The 22,740-nt window shown below is 30.2% G+C and carries 22 protein-coding genes and 2 pseudogenes; 12 read left to right on the top strand and 12 right to left on the bottom strand.

Going from position 1 to position 22,740, the window contains the following annotated elements:
• Window positions 1–28: 28 nt before the first annotated feature.
• From AA076_RS15370 to agrB, 5 genes are all read right to left on the bottom strand, one after another.
• A complete protein-coding gene (locus tag AA076_RS15370) occupies window positions 29–136 on the bottom strand; it encodes a hypothetical protein (RefSeq protein WP_001790167.1) in 108 nt (35 codons plus the stop codon).
• Window positions 137–207: 71 nt separating this feature from the next.
• Window positions 208–924 (bottom strand): quorum-sensing response regulator AgrA, encoded by a 717-nt coding sequence (agrA, locus tag AA076_RS10255; protein WP_001836294.1) that lies wholly within the window; start codon window positions 922–924, stop codon window positions 208–210.
• 18 nt (window positions 925–942) lie between these two features.
• A complete protein-coding gene (agrC, locus tag AA076_RS10250; protein WP_001554031.1) occupies window positions 943–2,235 on the bottom strand; it encodes a quorum-sensing sensor histidine kinase AgrC in 1,293 nt (430 codons plus the stop codon).
• Window positions 2,236–2,259: 24 nt separating this feature from the next.
• Window positions 2,260–2,400, bottom strand: coding sequence for a cyclic lactone autoinducer peptide AIP-I precursor (agrD, locus tag AA076_RS10245; RefSeq protein WP_001093929.1), 141 nt, complete (start codon window positions 2,398–2,400; stop codon window positions 2,260–2,262).
• On the bottom strand, window positions 2,397–2,966 hold the full coding sequence (gene agrB / locus AA076_RS10240) for an accessory gene regulator AgrB (RefSeq protein ID WP_001105707.1): 570 nt from the start codon (window positions 2,964–2,966) through the stop codon (window positions 2,397–2,399). The genes agrD and agrB overlap by 4 nt, the downstream gene beginning before the upstream one ends.
• Before the next feature lie 289 nt (window positions 2,967–3,255).
• On the opposite strand from agrB, the gene hld reads away from it, so the two are divergent.
• Complete coding sequence (gene hld, locus AA076_RS16205; protein WP_000046022.1) at window positions 3,256–3,336, top strand: delta-hemolysin; 81 nt, start codon at window positions 3,256–3,258, stop codon at window positions 3,334–3,336.
• A gap of 596 nt (window positions 3,337–3,932) precedes the next feature.
• On the opposite strand, the gene AA076_RS10230 is transcribed toward hld, so the two are convergent.
• Complete coding sequence (locus tag AA076_RS10230) at window positions 3,933–4,718, bottom strand: carbon-nitrogen family hydrolase (RefSeq protein WP_000867960.1); 786 nt, start codon at window positions 4,716–4,718, stop codon at window positions 3,933–3,935.
• A gap of 360 nt (window positions 4,719–5,078) precedes the next feature.
• Window positions 5,079–5,705 carry a nitroreductase family protein gene (locus AA076_RS10225; RefSeq protein ID WP_000522384.1) on the bottom strand — a complete coding sequence of 209 codons (627 nt, stop codon included), beginning with the start codon at window positions 5,703–5,705 and terminating at the stop codon, window positions 5,079–5,081.
• A gap of 196 nt (window positions 5,706–5,901) precedes the next feature.
• Here AA076_RS10225 and AA076_RS10220 point away from each other — a divergent pair, with 196 nt between their 5' ends.
• Complete coding sequence (locus tag AA076_RS10220) at window positions 5,902–7,161, top strand: SdrH family protein (protein ID WP_000120314.1); 1,260 nt, start codon at window positions 5,902–5,904, stop codon at window positions 7,159–7,161.
• Between the two features lie 24 nt (window positions 7,162–7,185).
• Here the strand turns inward: AA076_RS10220 and mroQ are convergent, their stop codons facing one another.
• Window positions 7,186–7,929, bottom strand: a complete 744-nt coding sequence (mroQ, locus tag AA076_RS10215) for a CPBP family intramembrane glutamic endopeptidase MroQ (RefSeq protein WP_000197635.1) — start codon at window positions 7,927–7,929, stop codon at window positions 7,186–7,188.
• A gap of 174 nt (window positions 7,930–8,103) precedes the next feature.
• On the opposite strand from mroQ, the gene groES reads away from it, so the two are divergent.
• On the top strand, window positions 8,104–8,388 hold the full coding sequence (gene groES, locus AA076_RS10210; protein ID WP_000917289.1) for a co-chaperone GroES: 285 nt from the start codon (window positions 8,104–8,106) through the stop codon (window positions 8,386–8,388).
• 75 nt (window positions 8,389–8,463) lie between these two features.
• Window positions 8,464–10,080 carry a chaperonin GroEL gene (groL, locus tag AA076_RS10205; RefSeq protein WP_000240645.1) on the top strand — a complete coding sequence of 539 codons (1,617 nt, stop codon included), beginning with the start codon at window positions 8,464–8,466 and terminating at the stop codon, window positions 10,078–10,080.
• Between the two features lie 94 nt (window positions 10,081–10,174).
• Here groL and AA076_RS15360 read toward each other — a convergent pair.
• Window positions 10,175–10,721, bottom strand: a pseudogene (locus tag AA076_RS15360) (site-specific integrase); the annotation flags it as partial.
• A 60-nt stretch (window positions 10,722–10,781) separates the two neighbouring features.
• On the opposite strand from AA076_RS15360, the gene AA076_RS10195 reads away from it, so the two are divergent.
• The 4 genes from AA076_RS10195 to AA076_RS10180 all read left to right on the top strand — a co-directional run bounded on the left by AA076_RS10195 (window position 10,782) and on the right by AA076_RS10180 (window position 12,885).
• Complete coding sequence (locus tag AA076_RS10195; protein ID WP_000128898.1) at window positions 10,782–10,994, top strand: LuxR C-terminal-related transcriptional regulator; 213 nt, start codon at window positions 10,782–10,784, stop codon at window positions 10,992–10,994.
• Window positions 10,991–11,581, top strand: a complete 591-nt coding sequence (locus AA076_RS10190; RefSeq protein ID WP_001293058.1) for a terminase small subunit — start codon at window positions 10,991–10,993, stop codon at window positions 11,579–11,581. The genes AA076_RS10195 and AA076_RS10190 overlap by 4 nt, the downstream gene beginning before the upstream one ends.
• A 317-nt stretch (window positions 11,582–11,898) precedes the next feature.
• Window positions 11,899–12,336 (top strand): hypothetical protein, encoded by a 438-nt coding sequence (locus AA076_RS10185; RefSeq protein WP_011447041.1) that lies wholly within the window; start codon window positions 11,899–11,901, stop codon window positions 12,334–12,336.
• 105 nt (window positions 12,337–12,441) lie between these two features.
• Complete coding sequence (locus tag AA076_RS10180; protein ID WP_000022887.1) at window positions 12,442–12,885, top strand: GNAT family N-acetyltransferase; 444 nt, start codon at window positions 12,442–12,444, stop codon at window positions 12,883–12,885.
• 852 nt (window positions 12,886–13,737) lie between these two features.
• Here AA076_RS10180 and AA076_RS10175 read toward each other — a convergent pair.
• On the bottom strand, window positions 13,738–15,045 hold the full coding sequence (locus tag AA076_RS10175) for a TrkH family potassium uptake protein (protein WP_001045079.1): 1,308 nt from the start codon (window positions 15,043–15,045) through the stop codon (window positions 13,738–13,740).
• Between the two features lie 160 nt (window positions 15,046–15,205).
• Here AA076_RS10175 and AA076_RS10170 point away from each other — a divergent pair, with 160 nt between their 5' ends.
• Both AA076_RS10170 and AA076_RS10165 read left to right on the top strand, forming a co-directional pair.
• Window positions 15,206–16,117 (top strand): iron-hydroxamate ABC transporter substrate-binding protein, encoded by a 912-nt coding sequence (locus tag AA076_RS10170; RefSeq protein WP_000825510.1) that lies wholly within the window; start codon window positions 15,206–15,208, stop codon window positions 16,115–16,117.
• Between the two features lie 61 nt (window positions 16,118–16,178).
• A pseudogene (locus AA076_RS10165) lies at window positions 16,179–17,023 on the top strand (class I SAM-dependent methyltransferase).
• Between the two features lie 371 nt (window positions 17,024–17,394).
• Here AA076_RS10165 and AA076_RS10160 read toward each other — a convergent pair.
• The gene (locus AA076_RS10160) at window positions 17,395–18,618 is read right to left on the bottom strand and encodes an ArgE/DapE family deacylase (RefSeq protein WP_000206638.1); all 1,224 of its coding nucleotides are present in this window, start codon (window positions 18,616–18,618) and stop codon (window positions 17,395–17,397) included.
• Between the two features lie 434 nt (window positions 18,619–19,052).
• Between AA076_RS10160 and lukH the strand changes: the two genes are divergently transcribed.
• Both lukH and lukG read left to right on the top strand, forming a co-directional pair.
• A complete protein-coding gene (gene lukH, locus AA076_RS10155) occupies window positions 19,053–20,108 on the top strand; it encodes a bi-component leukocidin LukGH subunit H (protein WP_000791407.1) in 1,056 nt (351 codons plus the stop codon).
• A 21-nt stretch (window positions 20,109–20,129) separates the two neighbouring features.
• Entirely contained in the window at window positions 20,130–21,146 is a 1,017-nt protein-coding gene (lukG, locus tag AA076_RS10150) for a bi-component leukocidin LukGH subunit G (RefSeq protein WP_000595324.1), read from the top strand.
• A gap of 237 nt (window positions 21,147–21,383) precedes the next feature.
• Here lukG and sph read toward each other — a convergent pair whose 3' ends face one another.
• On the bottom strand, window positions 21,384–22,376 hold the full coding sequence (gene sph, locus AA076_RS10145; RefSeq protein ID WP_000239607.1) for a sphingomyelin phosphodiesterase: 993 nt from the start codon (window positions 22,374–22,376) through the stop codon (window positions 21,384–21,386).
• Window positions 22,377–22,740: the final 364 nt, after the last annotated feature.

The following is a 22,740-nucleotide window of genomic DNA, read 5'->3' as shown; positions in this document are numbered from 1 at the left end:
ATTGTAGAGTGAAATAGAAATTGATAAATTATGTAGTAATAGGAATAGGTATACAAAGAGACGTTACATCATTTTTTAATTCACGCGTCATATTTAATTTTGTTAATAAAATTAAAAAGCCAGCTATACAGTGCATTTGCTAGTTATCTTGTTAAAATCCAACAAGATTTACAATTGAATACGCCGTTAACTGACTTTATTATCTTATTATATTTTTTTAACGTTTCTCACCGATGCATAGCAGTGTTCTTTATTTTTAAAATAGACAATTCGCTCTTTCGAATCTATAGATTCAATATTATGGCGATTGACGACAAAGCTATCATGACATCTAAAGAAACGATCATCTAATTGACTCAGTTCTTTTAAATTACCATAAAATTCAATTTGACGGTTATCTAAATGGGCAATGAGTCTGTGAGATTTTGTTGATGATTCAAAAAACATAATATCATCATATTGAACATACACTGAATTACTGCCACGTTTTAATTCAATCGTTTCAACGCTATTATCTTTAGACAACAATTGTAAGCGTGTATGTGCAGTTTCTAAACAGTCTATAATTCGAGTTCTTAATTCAGCTGGATCATCTTTAAAAATAAAATCCATCGCTGCAACTTTGTAGACAAATGTTAAATAGGTAAGTTCACTGTGACTCGTAACGAAAATAATGTTACCAACTGGGTCATGCTTACGAATTTCACTGCCTAATTTGATACCATTAATATCAGTTGAAAGTTGAATATCTAAAAAGTAACAGCCTATGTCATTCATATTTTTAGCTTGCTCAAGCACCTCATAAGGATTATCAGTTGCGAGGGCAATTTCCATAGGCTTTTCTTCTATCATTATATAATTTTTAATAATGGTAACCATGTTTTCTCTTTGTTTTGGATCGTCTTCGCAAATGAAAATTTTCATACATTCACATCCTTATGGCTAGTTGTTAATAATTTCAACTTTTTGAATAAAGAAACCATTTTCGATAATTGTATCTAATAAGACATTGTCTGCATTATCAGCAATTTCTTTTAAAGTTGATAGACCTAAACCACGACCTTCACCTTTAGTAGAAAAACTTTCTTGGAACAATTCATGAATGCGTGGTATATCATCAGCGCATTTATTCATAACAATAAACGTTACTGAATTTTCACTTTCAATAAATGCAACGCGAATGATAGGGTCATCAATTTCAGTTGATGCCTCAATTGCATTATCAAGAATAATACCAATACTGCGACTTAAATCGATCATATTCAAGTTAATGCTACTTACTTCATCGGGTATTTCGATACTAATCGGAATATTCATTTCTTGTGCACGTAAAATTTTCGCAGTAATTAAGCCTTTAATTTCACGTACTTTAAGATTCTCGATACCATTTAATTTTATAGCATTCATTTGTAAATTGTCTTTCATAGGTACAATATTTTTATTGAAATAATCACGTAGGCCAGGCATGTCATCTTCTCGAATGTATTCTGAAAGTGTCGTTAAGATATTGACATAATCATGACGGAACTTGCGCATTTCGTTGTTGATAGCTTCAATCTTCAATGTATATTCATAATAGGTTTCAATTTCTTCTTGATTACGTTTATATTTCATCTCTTTAAGGAGAAATTGAGAAATAACAAATGTTAATATACTTAAAAATATAGTGATACCAATAAAAATAAAAGAATACTGCCTTATTACTTTAGCTTCATCCGAGTTTATTTGTGAATAAAAGAAAAATAATGAAAAAGTAAGCAGTAAGATAGTCGAAATAACTATTAAAAATCCTTTGTTTAGTATTAGATATGGTGTGCTAATTTTTTTGAGAACTCTATTTATTATATATGAGAATAGTATACTAATAGTCACATAAACTACAAAAAAGCTAGGGAATATTACAAATATACTATCAGAAATTTTGGTGATATATGCATATATAACTATATACATGTAGTTAGCACAGTATAGAATAATCTGCGAAGTCATAATCAACAAAATAGAATACCATTTGATTTTGACAAAATACATTATAATAATAAATGAAGTTAATATGATTAAGGACGCGCTATCAAACATTTTAAATAGAAATAACGATAATGTCGAAATTACTATGATGAAAAAATAATCAAGTTTACTGTACTTAATACCACTAATTATAGCTGGTATTGTAAACATTAATATCATTTGAGTTAATACGAATAAAACAAAATTATAACTATTTAATAATTCCACCTACTATCACACTCTCTATTTAAATTATTCGTGTAATTGTGTTAATTCTTTTGGTACTTCAACTTCATCCATTATGAAGTCACAAGTACTATAAGCTGCGATGTTACCAATGTTTTTTAAAATCCCAGTAATAAAATCAAAAAATAAGTTAAATAATGTATTCATTTTAAGTCCTCCTTAATAAAGAAAATAGGTAATAATGTAATAGCTTCTATTATGATGCCTAATTGAATGAATTGGGCAAATGGCTCTTTGATGATAAGTGTGATAATGAAAAGGGTTAAACTAACAATAATCGCATAATATTTTTTTCGTTTAATAAGTCGCACAGGAATGGGCTTCTTTTTAGTTGCTGCAGGAGCATATACTGAGATTACACCTAAAGAAATAACTGTTAAAATAATCATAATTAAAAAGTTAATATGAAAATTTACTATTACTAAAGGTAAAAGTATAAATAGTATAATACTTTCTACATAACACCAAAAAGAAGAAGGTGCATGTGCACCATGTGCATGTCTTCTTATTAAATAAAATGTTAAATTCGTAATTAACGTAAACAGAAAAATGTTTAAAATATAGGCAATAGTATACATAACAATTAATTTACCTATATTTTTAGCTAAGACCTGCATCCCTAATCGTACTTGCAAAAATTGAATATGATCTAAGTTATTTCTCTTTTGAAGATACGTGGCAAACTGGTCAATTTTATTATCAAAATAATTCAATTTTACACCACTCTCCTCACTGTCATTATACGATTTAGTACAATCTTTTATCATTATATTGCCTAACTGTAGGAAATAAATACTTAACTGTTAAATGTAATTTGTATTTAATATTTTAACATAAAAAAATTTACAGTTAAGAATAAAAAACGACTAGTTAAGAAAAATTGGAAAATAAATGCTTTTAGCATGTTTTAATATAACTAGATCACAGAGATGTGATGGAAAATAGTTGATGAGTTGTTTAATTTTAAGAATTTTTATCTTAATTAAGGAAGGAGTGATTTCAATGGCACAAGATATCATTTCAACAATCGGTGACTTAGTAAAATGGATTATCGACACAGTGAACAAATTCACTAAAAAATAAGATGAATAATTAATTACTTTCATTGTAAATTTGTTATCTTCGTATAGTACTAAAAGTATGAGTTATTAAGCCATCCCAACTTAATAACCATGTAAAATTAGCAAGTGAGTAACATTTGCTAGTAGAGTTAGTTTCCTTGGACTCAGTGCTATGTATTTTTCTTAATTATCATTACAGATAATTATTTCTAGCATGTAAGCTATCGTAAACAACATCGATTTATCATTATTTGATAAATAAAATTTTTTTCATAATTAATAACATCCCCAAAAATAGATTGAAAAAATAACTGTAAAACATTCCCTTAATAATAAGTATGGTCGTGAGCCCCTCCCAAGCTCGCGGCCTTTTTTGTAATGAAGAAGGGATGAGTTAATCATCATTATGAGACCCGCCGTTAAAATATATGAATAAGTCTAATGTTGGAAAAGGTCAAAAAATTAATCAATTTAATTAAGAAAATCATTCATTTGCAAAGGGCGAAATGGGTTCTTACTGAGTTATCTATTATAAAAAAATAAACATAGACTTATGAAAAATCTCTCATAAATCTATGTTTAGTCATGACATGTTTTAAATATTATTTCGGGCGCTTCTTATTTATACAAATCTAATTTAATACTTTTAAATACAGGTATATTTTCGCGTTGCTGTTCTACTTCATTTAAGTTTAAATCTACAGTCAAAATATCTGCGGATTCATTTAATTCTCCAACTAAATCTCCATTTGGGTTTATAACTATCGAATGACCAGCATATTCTGTGTTACCATCGAATCCAGTGCTATTAGTTCCAATGACAAACATATTATTTTCAATTGCACGTGCCTTTAGTAATGAATGCCAATGTTGAAGACGTGACATAGGCCATTGCGCCACATAAAATGCAATTTTAGCACCACTACGAGCAGGATATCTTAATAATTCTGGAAAACGTAAATCATAACAGATAAGTTGGGTCACATAAGTACCGTCAGACAATTGAAAGGGTTCAGCTACGTATTCGCCAGCGGTTAAAAATTCATGCTCTCTTAACATAGGAACTAAATGAACTTTGTCGTATTCATTAATCAGCTGGCCACTTTTATTCACACTAAAAGCTGTATTAAATATTTGATTGTTTCTAATGTTAGAAACTGACCCAGCTACGATATCGACTTTATATTTTTCAGCTAAATGTTTAATAAATGAAAAACTTTGTCCTAGATTATTATCTGCTTTTTCATTTAAATGCTCTAAATCATAGCCATTATTCCACATTTCAGGTAAAACGACTACATCTACTTCAGCATTCATATTTTTTTCGAACCATTGCGTTATTTGAGTTTCATTTTTAGAACTATCTCCAAAAACAATCGGTAATTGATAAATTTGGACTTTCATAACATCACATCCTTGATAGATCTTATATATAACTTACTAAAAGTTATGTTGAAACGCAAAAAACGAGCACAAGACATAAAATCAAAGTCCTAGGCTCTACAAAGTTATATTGACAGTAGTTGATGGGGCCCCAACATAGAGAAATTGGAACACCAATTTCTACAGACAATGCAAGTTGGGGTGGGCTCTAACATAAAGAAATACTTTTTCTTTAGAAATTAGTATTTCTTATACATGAGTTTTACTCATGTATTCCTATTCTTAAGTGCACATTAGCAGCGGCTAATGTGTAAGAACTACTACATAATGAATAACTAATGATTCTTTATCATTTCTGTCCCATTCCTAACAATATATTGATTATTTTTTTATTACGAAACGATCTTCCACTGGATTAAATGTTTTTTCGCCAGCAGCTTCACGAATATCACCAAATGGCATTTGAGCAATAAGTTTCCAACTTTTAGGAATATTAAATTCATTTGAAGTCATCTCATCAACAAGTGGATTATAGTGTTGTAATGAAGCACCTATGCCTTTAGTAGCTAATGCAGTCCAAATTGCAAATTGATGCATGGCATTTGTTTGAGTTGACCATATTGCAAAATTATCATAGTAGTTTGGCATTTGTTCTTGTAAACCACTTACAACATCTTGATCTTCATAAAACAAAATTGTACCGTATGAATGTTTGAAGTTATCAATTTTTTGTTCAGTTGGCTCGAAATCACGATTCTCTCCCATGACTTCTTTTAAAATTGCTTTTGTGTTATCCCAAAATTTATTATTGTTGTCATTTAACAAGAGAACAATTCTAGTTGATTGAGAATTAAATGATGAAGGAACATGTTTAACTGCATGTGCAATCATTGATTCTAATTCGTCATCGCTAATTGATATCGAATCTTTCAAATTATATATTGAACGTCTTTCTTCCATTGCATTGTCAAAAGTCATTGCTTTTTTATCTTTTTTAAATAAGCCCATAATTATTGCTCCTTCTTTAGTAAAGAATACTTAATAGACTAAGTATAAAATTTATACTCGTACTTGTAAAGCAATATTTACGAAAATTTCAAGAATATTAATATTCATTTTCAAATTCCAAATATAAATGCATTTTCAACGCATATTTATTATACTTAGATTAATACTTACATGAAAAAGGGAGGTGTCTCGTGAAATGTCATATCATTGGTTTAAGAAAATGTTACTTTCAACAAGTATTTTAATTTTAAGTAGTAGTAGTTTAGGGCTTGCAACGCACACAGTTGAAGCAAAGGATAACTTAAATGGAGAAAAACCAACTACTAATTTGAATCATAATATAACTTCACCATCAGTAAATAGTGAAATGAATAATAATGAGACTGGGACACCTCACGAATCAAATCAAACGGGTAATGAAGGAACAGGTTCGAATAGTCGTGATGCTAATCCTGATTCGAATAATGTGAAGCCAGACTCAAACAACCAAAACCCAAGTACAGATTCAAAACCAGACCCAAATAACCAAAACTCAAGTCCGAATCCTAAACCAGATCCAGATAACCCGAAACCAAAACCGGATCCAAAACCAGACCCAGATAAACCAAAGCCAAATCCGGATCCAAAACCAGATCCAGATAACCCGAAACCAAATCCAGATCCAAAACCAGACCCAGATAAACCAAAGCCAAATCCGGATCCAAAACCAGATCCAGATAAACCAAAGCCAAATCCGAATCCAAAACCAGACCCTAATAAGCCAAATCCTAACCCGTCACCAGATCCCGATCAACCTGGGGATTCCAATCATTCTGGTGGCTCGAAAAATGGGGGGACATGGAACCCAAATGCTTCAGATGGATCTAATCAAGGTCAATGGCAACCAAATGGGAATCAAGGAAACTCACAAAATCCTACTGGTAATGATTTTGTATCCCAACGATTTTTAGCCTTGGCAAATGGGGCTTACAAGTATAATCCGTATATTTTAAATCAAATTAATAAGTTGGGCAAAGATTATGGAGAAGTTACTGATGAAGACATTTATAATATTATTCGAAAACAAAATTTCAGCGGAAATGCATATTTAAATGGATTACAACAGCAATCGAATTACTTTAGATTCCAATATTTCAATCCATTGAAATCAGAAAGGTACTATCGTAATTTAGATGAACAAGTACTCGCATTAATTACTGGTGAAATTGGATCAATGCCAGATTTGAAAAAGCCCGAAGATAAGCCGGATTCAAAACAACGCTCATTTGAACCGCATGAAAAAGACGATTTTACAGTAGTTAAAAAACAAGAAGATAATAAGAAAAGTGCGTCAACTGCATATAGTAAAAGTTGGCTAGCAATTGTATGTTCTATGATGGTGGTATTTTCAATCATGCTATTCTTATTTGTAAAGCGAAATAAAAAGAAAAATAAAAACGAATCACAGCGACGATAATCCGTGTGTGATTCGTTTTTTTTATTATGGAATAAAAATGTGATATATAAAATTCGCTTGTTCCGTGGCTTTTTTCAAAGCCTCAGGATTAAGTAATTGGAATATAACGACAAATCCGTTTTGTAACATATGGATAATAATTGGAACAGCAAGCCGTTTTGTCCAAACATATGCTAATGAAAAAATGACACCCATACCAAAATAAACTGGAATAAATTTGAAATCATTATGTGCTAATGCAAATATTAATGAACTTACTGTTGTAGCAATAATAAATGCCACGATACGATTACCTTTAATCGCATTAAATAATTCTCCAAAGATTACTTTTCTGAATACATATTCTTCTAATAAAGGACCAATAATAGATACAAAGAAGATAAATATAGGTATTTTTCGAGCAATAATAATTAGCTTTTCTGTATTAGGACTTACTTGTTGTCCACCATAAATTTGCGTTAATACAATGCTCACTACCATTTGATAAATCATTACCAATGCAAATCCAAGCAATGCCCATGGAATGATATATTTTTTAGGTTCTTTAACTTCTAATTCTAATTTTGTTGGATTTTTAATTTTTAAATTAATTAAAATAATCGTCGTGGCGGCGATTAAAAATAGAACAAGTTGTATGTAAATGACTGCTTTAGTCAGTTCTATGCCACTATATTGTACAAATGGTAATTTTTTTACAATGAGAAGCGGTAAAAATTGAGACAATATATAAATAATAACAGTTAGCAATGATGCCCATAATCTTGTCATAATTTTCCTCCAAATATTTGTTTATAATTTATTTTATCGTAAATAACTTGAAGTTACAAAACTTAATTAAAAGGTTATGACTTGAAATTTTGACCAAATTTGATTATTATAAATGTATGTTAGCACTCTTTAATGTTAAGTGCTAAACTTTAGGTTTTTTAAGGAGGAACAATCATGCTAAAACCAATTGGAAATCGTGTGATTATTGAGAAAAAAGAACAAGAACAAACAACTAAAAGTGGTATTGTTTTAACTGATAGTGCTAAAGAAAAATCAAACGAAGGCGTTATCGTTGCAGTAGGAACTGGACGCCTATTAAATGATGGTACAAGAGTGACTCCTGAAGTGAAAGAAGGGGACCGTGTCGTGTTCCAACAATATGCTGGTACAGAAGTTAAACGAGATAATGAAACATATCTGGTATTAAATGAAGAAGATATTTTAGCAGTTATTGAATAATACAGAACTTAATTCATAAATAAATTAAATAGAACGAAAATGAAACACAACTAAACAAATGGAGGTTTATCATTTATGGTTAAACAATTGAAATTCTCTGAAGATGCACGTCAAGCAATGTTACGTGGTGTTGACCAACTTGCAAATGCAGTTAAAGTAACGATTGGTCCTAAAGGACGTAATGTTGTATTAGATAAAGAGTTTACAGCACCTTTAATTACGAATGATGGTGTGACGATTGCTAAAGAAATCGAATTAGAAGATCCATATGAAAATATGGGGGCTAAACTAGTTCAAGAAGTCGCAAATAAGACAAATGAAATTGCTGGTGACGGTACGACAACTGCAACAGTATTAGCTCAAGCAATGATTCAAGAAGGCTTGAAAAATGTTACAAGTGGTGCGAACCCAGTTGGTTTACGACAAGGTATCGACAAAGCAGTTAAAGTTGCTGTTGAAGCGTTACATGAAAATTCTCAAAAAGTTGAAAATAAAAATGAAATTGCGCAAGTAGGTGCGATTTCAGCAGCAGATGAAGAAATTGGACGTTATATTTCTGAAGCTATGGAAAAAGTAGGTAACGATGGTGTCATTACAATTGAAGAATCAAATGGACTAAACACTGAACTAGAAGTGGTTGAAGGTATGCAATTTGATCGTGGTTATCAATCACCGTATATGGTTACTGATTCAGATAAAATGGTTGCTGAATTAGAACGCCCATACATTTTAGTAACAGATAAGAAAATCTCGTCTTTCCAAGATATCTTACCTTTATTAGAACAAGTGGTTCAATCTAATCGTCCAATCTTAATTGTAGCTGATGAAGTTGAAGGCGATGCATTAACAAATATCGTGCTAAACCGTATGCGTGGCACATTTACAGCTGTTGCAGTAAAAGCACCTGGTTTTGGTGATCGTAGAAAAGCGATGCTTGAAGATTTAGCTATTTTAACTGGTGCGCAAGTGATTACTGATGATTTAGGCTTAGATTTAAAAGATGCATCAATTGATATGTTAGGTACTGCAAGTAAAGTAGAAGTAACTAAAGATAATACCACTGTTGTTGATGGTGACGGTGACGAAAACAGCATTGATGCACGTGTTAGCCAATTGAAATCTCAAATTGAAGAAACTGAATCTGACTTTGATCGTGAAAAATTACAAGAGCGCTTAGCTAAATTAGCAGGTGGTGTTGCAGTTATCAAAGTAGGTGCAGCAAGTGAAACAGAGCTTAAAGAACGTAAATTACGTATTGAAGATGCATTAAATTCTACACGTGCAGCAGTTGAAGAAGGTATTGTTGCAGGTGGTGGTACTGCATTAGTAAATGTTTACCAAAAAGTAAGTGAAATTGAAGCTGAAGGTGACATTGAAACAGGTGTAAATATTGTACTTAAAGCATTAACTGCACCAGTTCGTCAAATTGCTGAAAATGCAGGATTAGAAGGTTCTGTTATTGTAGAACGTTTGAAAAACGCAGAGCCGGGTGTTGGTTTTAACGCTGCTACAAACGAGTGGGTTAATATGTTAGAAGAAGGTATCGTTGATCCAACTAAAGTAACACGCTCAGCATTACAACATGCTGCAAGTGTTGCAGCAATGTTCTTAACGACTGAAGCGGTTGTAGCATCAATTCCAGAAAAAAATAATGACCAACCTAACATGGGTGGCATGCCAGGAATGATGTAAAACTGTTTATAGTTTTGACTAACTAGAAAATTACATTATGCACGAGTATGATTCATTCTAAGTATAAATTAGAATGCACGCAAATATATTTTAATTACGAGACGTCTTCCATTTGGTGACTAAACTTATGGGAGGCGTCTTTTTTGTATGAATTTGTGATTTTAGCATAGATATTCATAGTGGTATTGATATCTTTATGCCGTAATCGTTCTTGTATTTCTTTAATGTGTACACCTGATTCTATGAGCAATGCGCAATGTGTGTATCTGAATGAGTGCGTAGAGATATTTTTGAGTATGCTGGTACGTGACATAATGGTTTGTATCCACATTGATAGTTTTTTCATTACAATGGTTATCATTATATAATTCGTTTTTCCAATTATTTTGAACGTTTATCTTATAATCACGCAACACCTTTATTACATTTGGGTCAACGGAAATCTTACCGATAGAACTTTCAGTTTTAGGGGGAAGTATCTGATATTTCTTCTTGTTATTATTTGGATTGTAATATGTTTTAGTAATACTAATCGTGTTGTTTTCAAAATCAATATCAGACCACTTCAATGCTAGTATCTCGCCAGCACGACAGCCGGTATATGCAAGTGTGCTAAAGACTTCAAAGCTAGTTAACGGGGCGATGATGAAATAAATACTGATGATTTCTTTTTAATAGGTGATGAAGATTCTGACGAATTGATGACAGACGATAATGTCAATGATCATATTATAAAGAATCACATAGAAATGATTGTTGACAGATTAGCGACCGATAAAGAGTTTTATATTTTTGACTCCCTTATACAAGGACTTAGTTATCAAGATATTAGTAGTGCCTTAGATTGTTCAGAACAATCTGTAATATTATGGTATGAAACCATATTAGATAAAATTGTGGGGGTGATAAAATGAGTGAGTTAACTGCAAAGCAAGCACGTTTTGTGAATGAGTATATTAGAACACTGAATGTAACACAAAGTGCCATAAAAGCAGGATATAACGCAAATAGCGCACATGTGACAGCGTGTAGGTTATTGAAAAAGCCGCACATCAAGCAATATATACAAGAACAAAAAGATAAGATTATAGATGAGAATGTATTAACCGCAAAAGAGTTATTACATGTGCTAACGAATGCGGCAGTCGGTGATGAAACAGAAACGAAAGAAGTTGTAGTCAAGCGTGGAGAATATAAAGAAAATCCACAAAGTGGCAAAGTACAATTAGTCTATAATGAACATGTTGAACTGATAGAGGTACCAATAAAACCTAGTGATCGTTTAAAAGCTCGTGATATGTTGGGTAAATATCATAAATTATTTACAGATAAGCATGATATAAACGGTAATGTACCTATATTCATTAATATTGGTGAATGGGACGGAGGTGATGAGGGGTTAGATAAGGCAGTGAAAGATGTATCTAACGATAATCCTAATCATACTGTGATTGTGGATGATATACCGTTAGAAGATTATGAGTCAATTAGGTTTTTATAAATTGGGTATATATTTTATGGTGTTGCCAGTATTTATTGATAGTATCGGTTAAGACGATGAGAAGAATGAGTGAGATTTAAAAGAGTTGTAAACGCAATATCCTAATACTGATTTTCATATTGATGATTTAGGGAGGTTTTCAGGAGTAAAAGTATGATATTTTTTTCAAATTACATCAACATTTCAGATTGATTATTGTAATATATAATAAAATGATTTAAGAAAAAGGGAGAAAAATGGATAATATAAATAAAAATGAAAAATTTCGTGTTTTGTAAACAATTGCTATTACTATATCATTTATTTTAAATTTTGGGTTGTTTATTTCTCTAGCTATTTGGTCAATAAATTCGATGGGTAATAAACAATGCATTAGTTTGAATTTATTGCTTTCGGATGATACTTTCGCAGTAATTTCAGTAATGACAACTTTGGGAACTGCTATTTTAGGAGGTATAGCACCTTCAATATATGGTATTTTTACATCGCCTATAGATAAAAAAAGTAGTTTTAGGGCTATTAGCGATTGGGAGCAAGAACAAAGAAATAATGTTAAAGATCTGATGATGCTATTACCATTTACATTACTTAGTATTTTAATTGTGATTTTTATTTTTCAGTTTGCATATTCTAAACTATTTAATACGATAGCTATTATAATATTTATTATAATACTTGTTGTTATGTTTTTTTTAATTTTATTAATCTGTTATAAAATTACTGTGAAGATATGCAGATATTTTTCAAAAGAATAGAAATGATTTGTTTACGCTGAGAAACGTCCTGATTTGCAGTGAGAAATGATTTTGCGTATCTATTGTATGTAACAATAGGTACATAATATTTTTAGGGTGGGTTATATGAGCATAATTACAAGATTGTTTAATAACAGTGATTTTGAAAAATTAAATCAACTATGTAAATTATATGATGATCTAGGTTATCCAACAAATGAGAATGATTTAAAAAAGAGACTAAAGAAAATAACGAATCATGATGATTACTTCCTACTGCTTTTGATAAAAGAAAATAAAATAATTGGTTTAAGTGGTATGTGTAAAATGATGTTTTACGAAAAAAATGCAGAGTATATGAGAATCCTTGCGTTTGTTATACATTCTGAATTTAGGAAAAAAGGTTATGGAAAGAGATTATTAGCTGATTCTGAAGAATTTTCTAAACGGTTGAATTGTAAAGCAATAACACTAAATAGTGGTAATAGAAATGAAAGACTATCTGCACATAAACTATATAGTGATAATGGGTATGTTAGCAATACATCTGGGTTTACTAAACAACTATAAGTGTGAGCATTCGTATAATACGATGTAGGAACATATTTTATTGTAAATGTTGCATGTATGCCTCGTATTATGACTTATTTAAAGGGAGAAAAAAGGGCATAATTCTTCGATTGTTGGAGAAATAGACTAGATTTTCGAGATTTTCCAACAATAAATCAATGTTGGAAAACAGTTTTTGAGTGACATAATTATGACATAATAGAATTGAAAAACTAAAAATAATAGCGTTGTCTAAAAATTAAAACGCTGATTTAATAATCTTTAAAGCGTGTATTAAAGTAAGTTTTTATTAGTGCATAATGCCGGGAATGATGTAAAACTGTATATAGTTTTGACTAATTAGAAAATTACATTATGAACGAGTATGATGTATTCTAAGTACAAATTAGAATGCACGCAAATATATTTTAATTACGAGACGTTTTCCATTTGGTGACTAGACTTATGGGAGGCGTCTTTTTTATGTGCTAATTTGTAATTGAGATTCATAATGGTATTTAAATCATTATGGTGCGGGAGTTATGGTATTGCCATAATATGAGAGTGCATCCACTTCTATAAGTAATGCATATTGCGAGTGCAGGAATGAATGAGTGCTTGATTAAAATCCTTATGGGTGGTTGACATAATTAAAAGAAACCACATTTAAAATTTCTTAATCACAAGCGGTTAACTAGGTATAGTTTAGTTTTGAGTAAATCTTTTTAAAGGTGTACTTGTGCATTTTACTTAATTAAAGACATAAGACATTTAATCGGCCTAAAATAAATAAAAAACTACCTGTTTAGGTAGTTTTTTTAATGTAATAGATTAAAACACTAGTTCATTTCTTATTAAAGATGGATAGTTATTTTATAGATAAATTTGTCCTTTAGTGTAGCGGTAATTTTTAGGACTTTTTGGTGGTATAAATGTTCTTAATAAAGTTAATAGTCCTACTTTACCGCAAAGCATAACGAATATAATAATTATTTTAGTAATACCATGATATTCTGTGGTAAGGTTCATACTTAACCCTACTGTTCCGAATGCAGAAACCACTTCGAATAATAACTTGATTAATGATATGTTCGGATTAATTATCGATAATATAAAAGTAATGATGCTGATAAATAGAAATGAGATATTAATGGTAACAATAGATAGTTTTATATGTTTGTCAGATATTTCTTTATTGAATACTGAAACATTATTTTCTTTACGTATATAATTTAGTACAAAAATAAACGCAACTGCAAAAGTAGTTATTTTAATTCCTCCAGCTGCACTGAGAGGGGCACCACCAATAAACATAAGTAGCATTAACATTAATGCGGTAGATTTGTTAATGCTTGCTATATCTATACTGTTAAAACCCGCTGTTCGTGTTGTTACTGATTGGAAAAAAGAATTTCCGATTTTTTCAACTAGTCCCATATGTTGCATAGTATTAAACTGTTCTAATAAAAAGAATGTAATAGCTCCTATAATTATTAGGATACTAGTTGTAGTTAAGACTAATTTAGAATGTAAAGATAATTTACTCAATTTTTTACAATTAATAAAGTCTATCACGACAAAATGTCCAATACCTCCAAATATTATGAGTATTGAGATTGTAATAATGACAATTGGATCACTAGAATAATCTATTAAGTTATTCTTAAAAAGGGCAAATCCAGCATTATTAAAAGCTGATACTGATGTGAATAAGCTTAAAAATAAACCTTTGCCTATACCAAATTTTGGTATAAAAGATAAACACAAACAAATCATACCAATTAATTCAGTGACTAAACTATAAATAGCCAAGTGTTTAATTAGCTTAATAACACCACCAGGTTCGTCAATATTCCATGTAACCATAATCAAGAATCTATTTTTCATTGATATCTTTCTATTTAAAAATACTAGTGTCAATAGGGTTACGGTCACGATACCCAGACCACCTATTTGAATTAATAATAGTATTACTATCTCACCAAGTATATTAAACTGTGATCCTATATCAACTGGGGACAAGCCAGTAACTGTAAATGCACTTGAAGCTATAAATAGGGCATCTAAAAAAGATATTGGCTTTTTACCAGTAAAAGGTAAATACAATAAAAGTGCACCTATGATAGTTGTAGAGAAGAAAAGCATTAAATAAAAATATAAAGGTTTGTGGACTTTGTTCATTTTAATTTCATACTCCTTTATATTATAAATTAATAATTAGATAATATCATAAATGAAAATAGAAATGTTACTGATGTGTATTACTAACAGGCGTTGACTAATTCTTTTAATATTTTATAATTGAAAATGAATATCAATTGAAAAACAAAAGGATGATATTATGAAAAGATTAATTGGAATTTTATTATGTAATTTATTTATTTTGACTGCGTGTTCAGCATCTGTCGATAAAACAAGTAACTCGACAAAGACTACAGACTATAAAATTGAAAATGGTGAAACACTGAAAGTACCAGAGAAACCTAAAAGAGTTGCTGTATTAACTGGATTTTATGTTGGTGATTTTATAAAGTTAGGAATCAAACCAATTGCTGTTTCAGATATAACTAAAGATTCTTCAATTTTAAAACCTTATTTAAAAGGGGTTGATTATATTGGAGAAAATGATGTTGAAAGAGTTGCTAAAGCAAAACCAGATTTAATTGTTGTAGATGCTATGGATAAAAATATAAAAAAATACCAAAAAATAGCGCCAACAATCCCATATACATACAATAAATACAATCATAAAGAAATATTAAAAGAAATAGGCAAGTTGACTAATAATGAAGATAAAGCTAAAAAATGGATTGAAGAGTGGGACGATAAAACTAGAAAAGATAAAAAAGAAATTCAAAGTAAAATTGGTCAAGCAACAGCATCTGTGTTTGAACCAGATGAAAAGCAAATATACATATATAACTCTACATGGGGTCGTGGTTTGGATATTGTTCATGATGCATTCGGTATGCCAATGACAAAGCAATATAAAGATAAATTACAAGAAGATAAAAAAGGCTATGCTTCCATTTCAAAAGAAAATATTAGTAAATATGCTGGTGATTATATATTTTTAAGTAAACCTTCGTACGGAAAATTTGATTTTGAAAAAACACATACATGGCAGAATATTGAAGCTGTAAAAAAAGGACATGTAATTTCATATAAAGCAGAAGATTATTGGTTCACAGATCCTATTACATTAGAACATTTGAGAAGTAAATTAAAAAAAGAAATTTTAAATAAAAAATAATAGAAATAAGTTGTAAAAATTTTCTTATGCATTGGTACTAATGTTTTTAAGGAGTGATTAAATGAAGCAACTGGTTGGAATTCCCGAATCAATGTTAATTCCTTTGATAGCTCGAGCAAAAGAGTACGAAAACGAAAAACCAATAATAAAAGACGCACTATCAAAAAAAATATTTGATGGTTTAGATGATATGTACAAAAATGTTACATGTGATGACATGTCTCAAATTGGAATTAGTATACGTACTGTGATAATAGATTGTGTTACTAAGAGGCTTATCAAGGATAATAAAGATTTAATCGTGGTCAATATAGGTTGTGGCTTAGATACAAGGTTTCAAAGATTTAATAAAGAAAAAATATCATGGATAGATTTAGATGTACCAGAATCAATAGAAATACGAAAAACATTTTTTAAAGAAAGTAATAGTTATAAGATGATATCTAAATCTATGCTAGATTACAGTTGGATTGATGATGTCAAAAATTATAAATTTTTTAATAGTAAGTCAGATATATTGTTTATTATTGAAGGTGTATTGATGTATTTTGATGAGAGTGTAATGACTCAATTATTGGACACTATTATCAAAAAGATGGGAGATCATAATTTGACATTTGCGATTGAATTTTGCTCAAAAACAATTGCGAATAATACAAAGAGACATCAATCGGTATCAAAGTTATCCTCACAACCTGTTTTTAAATATGGTTACAATGATTTAAAAAAATTGAATGAAATTTTACCAAATACAATAAGAGTAATACATGAATATAATTATTTTGACTATTATAAGAATCGATGGGGCTTATTTGGATATTGTAGATTTATACCTTATTTAAAAAAAGGTTAAACAATAAAATAGTACTTATGAAATATAAAGTTCCAAAGAGACAGAGACATTAAGTTCTTAGACAATGTAAAAAAGCTGATTTCTATAAATTATTTGATAGAAATCAGCTTTTTTCAAATGTATTTGATAATTTACAGCTCGTTGAGCTGCTGTTTTCTAGGGATTTATGTCCCATTCCTTTTACGAGAAGGTTTTTACGAGTTTTATGTAACTATTAGAAGCTATCTTTTTATATGACCATTAGTCAATATATGTATGACAAATCAGCACAATAATTTCAGTTTTACATCACTTAATCAATGAAAATGTGCTTGTTGATATTTGAATATTTACATTCAAACAATATTCATCGCTATTTCTATCAACTTAAAATTCGCAATAAAAAACTGCCAGCACGCGAATAGGGCAGCTGACAGCATCGTTCTTATTTTTCTTTTAAATATTGAATGGAAGCCTCTTTAAAAATATCAATATATTTCAGATACATATCTTTTTCAATATATTCATCGATTTGATGTGCCATTAATGGATTACCTGGTCCAAAAATGGCTAAATCAACATTGTCCTTATTATCTCCTAAGAAACTAGAGGCATCTGTTGCACCTACAAGCGCTGAAACAAATATTTCGTCTTGTTCTACATAACTAGAAGCTACATCTTTAATCGTAGTAATTAATTTGCTATTTTTATCGCTTGTTACAGGTCGGTGATTGCTTGGAATATCGAGTGAAAGCTTATTGCTATCCACATCATTAATGATATTTTGGAAAAACGATTCTATAAAGTCGTTATCATACTCAGGAACTGGTCTTACGTTAAATTCAAGTGAAGCTTCATCTGGTACAGAGTTAAATTGTTTGCCGCCATTTATAATCGAACATACAGCTGTAAGACCAGATGCATAATTTGCATCCTCTTCAGAAATTTCTTTTCCAATCAATGATTTGAACATAGGCGCAACATCTAATTCATGTTTAGTATCTTGTTGTTTAAGCTCTGAATATTTTTCTTTAAATAGATTATAAAATTCAAGCAGTGTATCAATTGCATTGTCACCAATAAATGGAACTGAGCTATGGACAGCTTTACCAGTTGCAGTTACTTTACATGACATAGACCCCTTATGTGCATAATAAATTCCAGATCCAGTTGGTTCAGCAATAATTAAGCCATCGACATCGTCTAAATAGCCTTTATCAGCTAATAATTTGGCACCTTCTTGTTCTTTCTCTTCGCCAGCAGTAGCCAGTAATCTAATCGTTCCATGAGGCAATTCATTTTGTTCTTTTAATTCGATTAGAGATACGACCAAAGCCATTAAACCGCCTTTCATATCTGTAGTGCCTCGGCCATATAATTTGCCATCTTTTTCTGTCAGTTGAAAAGGGGGATATGACCAATTATCTTGATTTCCTGCATCAACAACATCCATATGACCACTCAATGCGAGTATAGGTGAGCCGTTACCGATTTCTGCAACGATATTGGCGCGGTGTTCATTAACTTTCAAAATTTCAGATTTAATATCGTACTTGTCGAATAAATCTGTTAAATAATTACAAACGTCTATTTCATTATTATTTTCAGTTTGTAGTTCAACAATATCTGCTAGTAATTGAATTTTTTCTTTTTCACTAAAAGTTGTCATTAAGCTCACACCTTTCAAAGTAGTATATATATTTATATAAACATAATTTTTATTCTTAAACATAATTTAAAATGCAGAAAGTAGTGTGTTATTTGATTTCGTTCTATGAAATTAACTGTCTAGTATCAACGATCTTATTAACGCTGATATCGGATATGCTTAATTTTATAGTAAATTGTATGAGAAAGATGCAGGATATTATTTAGCTAATAATTATATATAAATTTCAAATCGATGGTTATTAACTACTAAATAAAAATATTTGCTAAATTAATGACTTTGTACACACATTATTTTTAAAGAGGATAAAGTATTTAATAATATTAACAAAATCATTTAATAAATAGTTAAATATATATTCTCTGTTTTTGTGATATTATTCACATGTCGATACATATCAACAAATATCAATCATACGAAAGAAGGTTATAACAATGAAAAATAAAAAACGTGTTTTAATAGCGTCATCATTATCATGTGCAATTTTATTGTTATCAGCAGCAACGACTCAAGCAAATTCAGCTCATAAAGACTCTCAAGACCAAAATAAGAAAGAACATGTTGATAAGTCTCAACAAAAAGACAAACGTAATGTTACTAATAAAGATAAAAATTCAACAGCACCGGATGATATTGGGAAAAACGGTAAAATCACAAAACGAACTGAAACAGTATATGATGAGAAAACAAATATACTCCAAAATTTACAATTCGACTTTATCGATGATCCAACTTATGACAAGAATGTATTACTTGTTAAAAAACAAGGCTCAATTCATTCAAATTTAAAGTTTGAATCTCATAAAGAAGAAAAAAATTCAAATTGGTTAAAGTATCCAAGTGAGTACCATGTAGATTTTCAAGTAAAAAGAAATCGTAAAACTGAAATATTAGACCAATTGCCGAAAAATAAAATTTCAACTGCAAAAGTAGACAGTACATTTTCATATAGCTCAGGTGGTAAATTCGATTCAACAAAAGGTATTGGACGAACTTCATCAAATAGCTACTCCAAAACGATTAGTTATAATCAGCAAAATTATGACACAATTGCCAGCGGTAAAAATAATAACTGGCATGTACACTGGTCAGTTATTGCGAATGACTTGAAGTATGGTGGAGAAGTGAAAAATAGAAATGATGAATTATTATTCTATAGAAATACGAGAATTGCTACTGTAGAAAACCCTGAACTAAGCTTTGCTTCAAAATATAGATACCCAGCATTAGTAAGAAGTGGCTTTAATCCAGAATTTTTAACTTATTTATCTAATGAAAAGTCAAATGAGAAAACGCAATTTGAAGTAACATACACACGAAATCAAGATATTTTGAAAAACAGACCTGGAATACATTATGCACCTCCAATTTTAGAAAAAAATAAAGATGGTCAAAGATTAATTGTCACTTATGAAGTTGATTGGAAAAATAAAACAGTTAAAGTCGTTGATAAATATTCTGATGACAATAAACCTTATAAAGAAGGATAATATTGAAAGGGCGGATTACTAATGATTAAACAACTATGTAAAAATATCACAATTTGTACGTTAGCACTATCGACTACTTTCACTGTATTACCAGCTACTTCATTTGCAAAGATTAATTCTGAAATCAAACAAGTTTCTGAGAAGAATCTTGATGGTGATACTAAAATGTATACACGTACAGCTACAACAAGTGATAGTCAAAAAAATATTACTCAAAGCTTACAATTTAATTTCTTAACTGAACCTAATTATGATAAAGAAACAGTATTTATTAAAGCAAAAGGTACAATTGGTAGTGGTTTGAGAATTTTAGACCCAAATGGTTATTGGAATAGTACATTAAGATGGCCTGGATCTTATTCAGTTTCAATTCAAAATGTTGATGACAACAACAATACAAATGTGACTGACTTTGCACCAAAAAATCAGGATGAATCAAGAGAAGTTAAATATACGTATGGTTATAAAACAGGTGGAGATTTTTCGATTAATCGTGGAGGCTTAACTGGAAATATTACAAAAGAGAGTAATTATTCAGAGACGATTAGTTATCAACAACCATCATATCGTACATTACTTGATCAATCTACGTCACATAAAGGTGTAGGTTGGAAAGTAGAAGCACATTTGATAAATAATATGGGACATGACCATACGAGACAATTAACTAATGATAGTGATAATAGAACTAAAAGTGAAATTTTTTCTTTAACACGAAATGGAAATTTATGGGCGAAAGATAATTTCACACCTAAAGACAAAATGCCTGTAACTGTGTCTGAAGGGTTTAATCCAGAATTTTTAGCTGTTATGTCACATGATAAAAAAGACAAAGGTAAATCACAATTTGTTGTTCATTATAAAAGATCAATGGATGAGTTTAAAATAGATTGGAATCGCCATGGTTTCTGGGGCTATTGGTCTGGTGAAAACCATGTAGATAAAAAAGAAGAAAAATTATCAGCATTATATGAAGTTGATTGGAAGACACATAATGTGAAGTTTGTAAAAGTACTTAATGATAATGAAAAGAAATAAGTAATAAAAGTTGCCTGCTACATAGAATGTAGTAGGTAACTTTTATTTATATTTGAATAGATAGATTTATTATGACGTGCAGTGTATGAATCTTGTTTGAGTGTAGAGTAAAGACTTGTATTAATGAAAAATTAAAGTTGTTAAGATGATTTTATTAAAATGTAAGTCAATTCAAATTTTAACAATATAACTCGCTTCGTCCTTTTAGAACGAAGCAAGTTATTAGTTAGTTGAGCACTATTTACTATAGGCTTTGATTGGGTAATGATCTGAAAAATCATTGTAAACGTAGTAATATGGGAACGCATATACATCCCATGGCTTAGGTTTTTCAGTCACAACTTCATTGACTAATTGTTTTGGTTGTTTATGATCTTTATCTGTAAATATATAGTCTAAATGTTCTGGTTTACCATTAGGGTAATTATATTTCGCAATTGAATTTGATTGAGGGTCCCATGTGCTATTATGACCTGCATATAGAACATCATTTACATTCAAGTTTTTAAGCATATCTTTGAACTCTGGAGTGCCTTTATTGACATTAAGGTCGCCACCTATATATACCGTTTCATCTTTAGGGATATTTTTCTTTTTAACAAAATCACTGATTTCTTTCATTTGTTCAGCTCTAATTTTTCGATCATGTCCAGCACCACAACGTGAATCTTCAGATTGTGTATGTGTACCGATAACGTGAACGTTCTTACCATTTTTCTCTATTTTTGTATAAACAAAGCCTTTGTTGCTATCATTATCGAATCCACAACCGCTTTTGAAAACATGCTGGATTTTTTCTTTAATAGGATATTTACTTACAATCGCTACGCCACCATCTTCTGCAACAGTTGATGAGTAGCTACCTTCAGTTTTGTCCCACCCTGATTGAGAACGGCCGAGTACAGGTGTTTGATAAGGATATTCTTTTTTCACATTACTTAATAATTTGTCTGATGCACCATTATCAAATGCTTCATTGAATATTACGACATCATTATTTTTAATATAAGAAGATTGTCCGATTAAATCAGCGCGTTTATATTGCCCCCAGTTTGGATACAAAACGGTCGATAACATATAAACGTTATGACTAACTAACTTCAAATCAGTATCATCTTTCTTAGATTCGGCTTTGGCACTATTGTCAGTAAGTGCACCAACTAATAATAAATTTGCTAATGCAAGTGTTGCAACTTTTTTTAGTGAATTGGATTTTGTTTTTTTCACCATCATTATCACTCCTTTTATATAGCTTACAACAAAATAGATGCAAAATTGATTAACTAAATTTAAATTAATTATTAAATCGAATTTATATTTTTAAGTAAATGTTTTTTGAGTATAAAGATGCTGTAAATATAATCGACAAATCTAATCGGAATTAAGAAATGAATGTTGTTATGACATTTAAGTTTGAAGCTTGGTATAAACAAAACCAAACAACATTTTAGGTATTGTAAATTAATTAGTTAATCAAAATTAAAAGAACTTTTAACAGTGTTAAAAAATTATTGTTAAAGATAATTTATTATTAATATTCAGTTAATTCAAAAAATAGAGAAAGTCTGGCTATAATTAAGTTGCAAATACGAAT

The sequence above is a fragment of the Staphylococcus aureus genome, from assembly GCF_001027105.1.
Classification (GTDB): Bacteria; Bacillota; Bacilli; order Staphylococcales; family Staphylococcaceae; genus Staphylococcus; species Staphylococcus aureus.
This window is presented reverse-complemented; position numbering and strand designations above follow the sequence as displayed.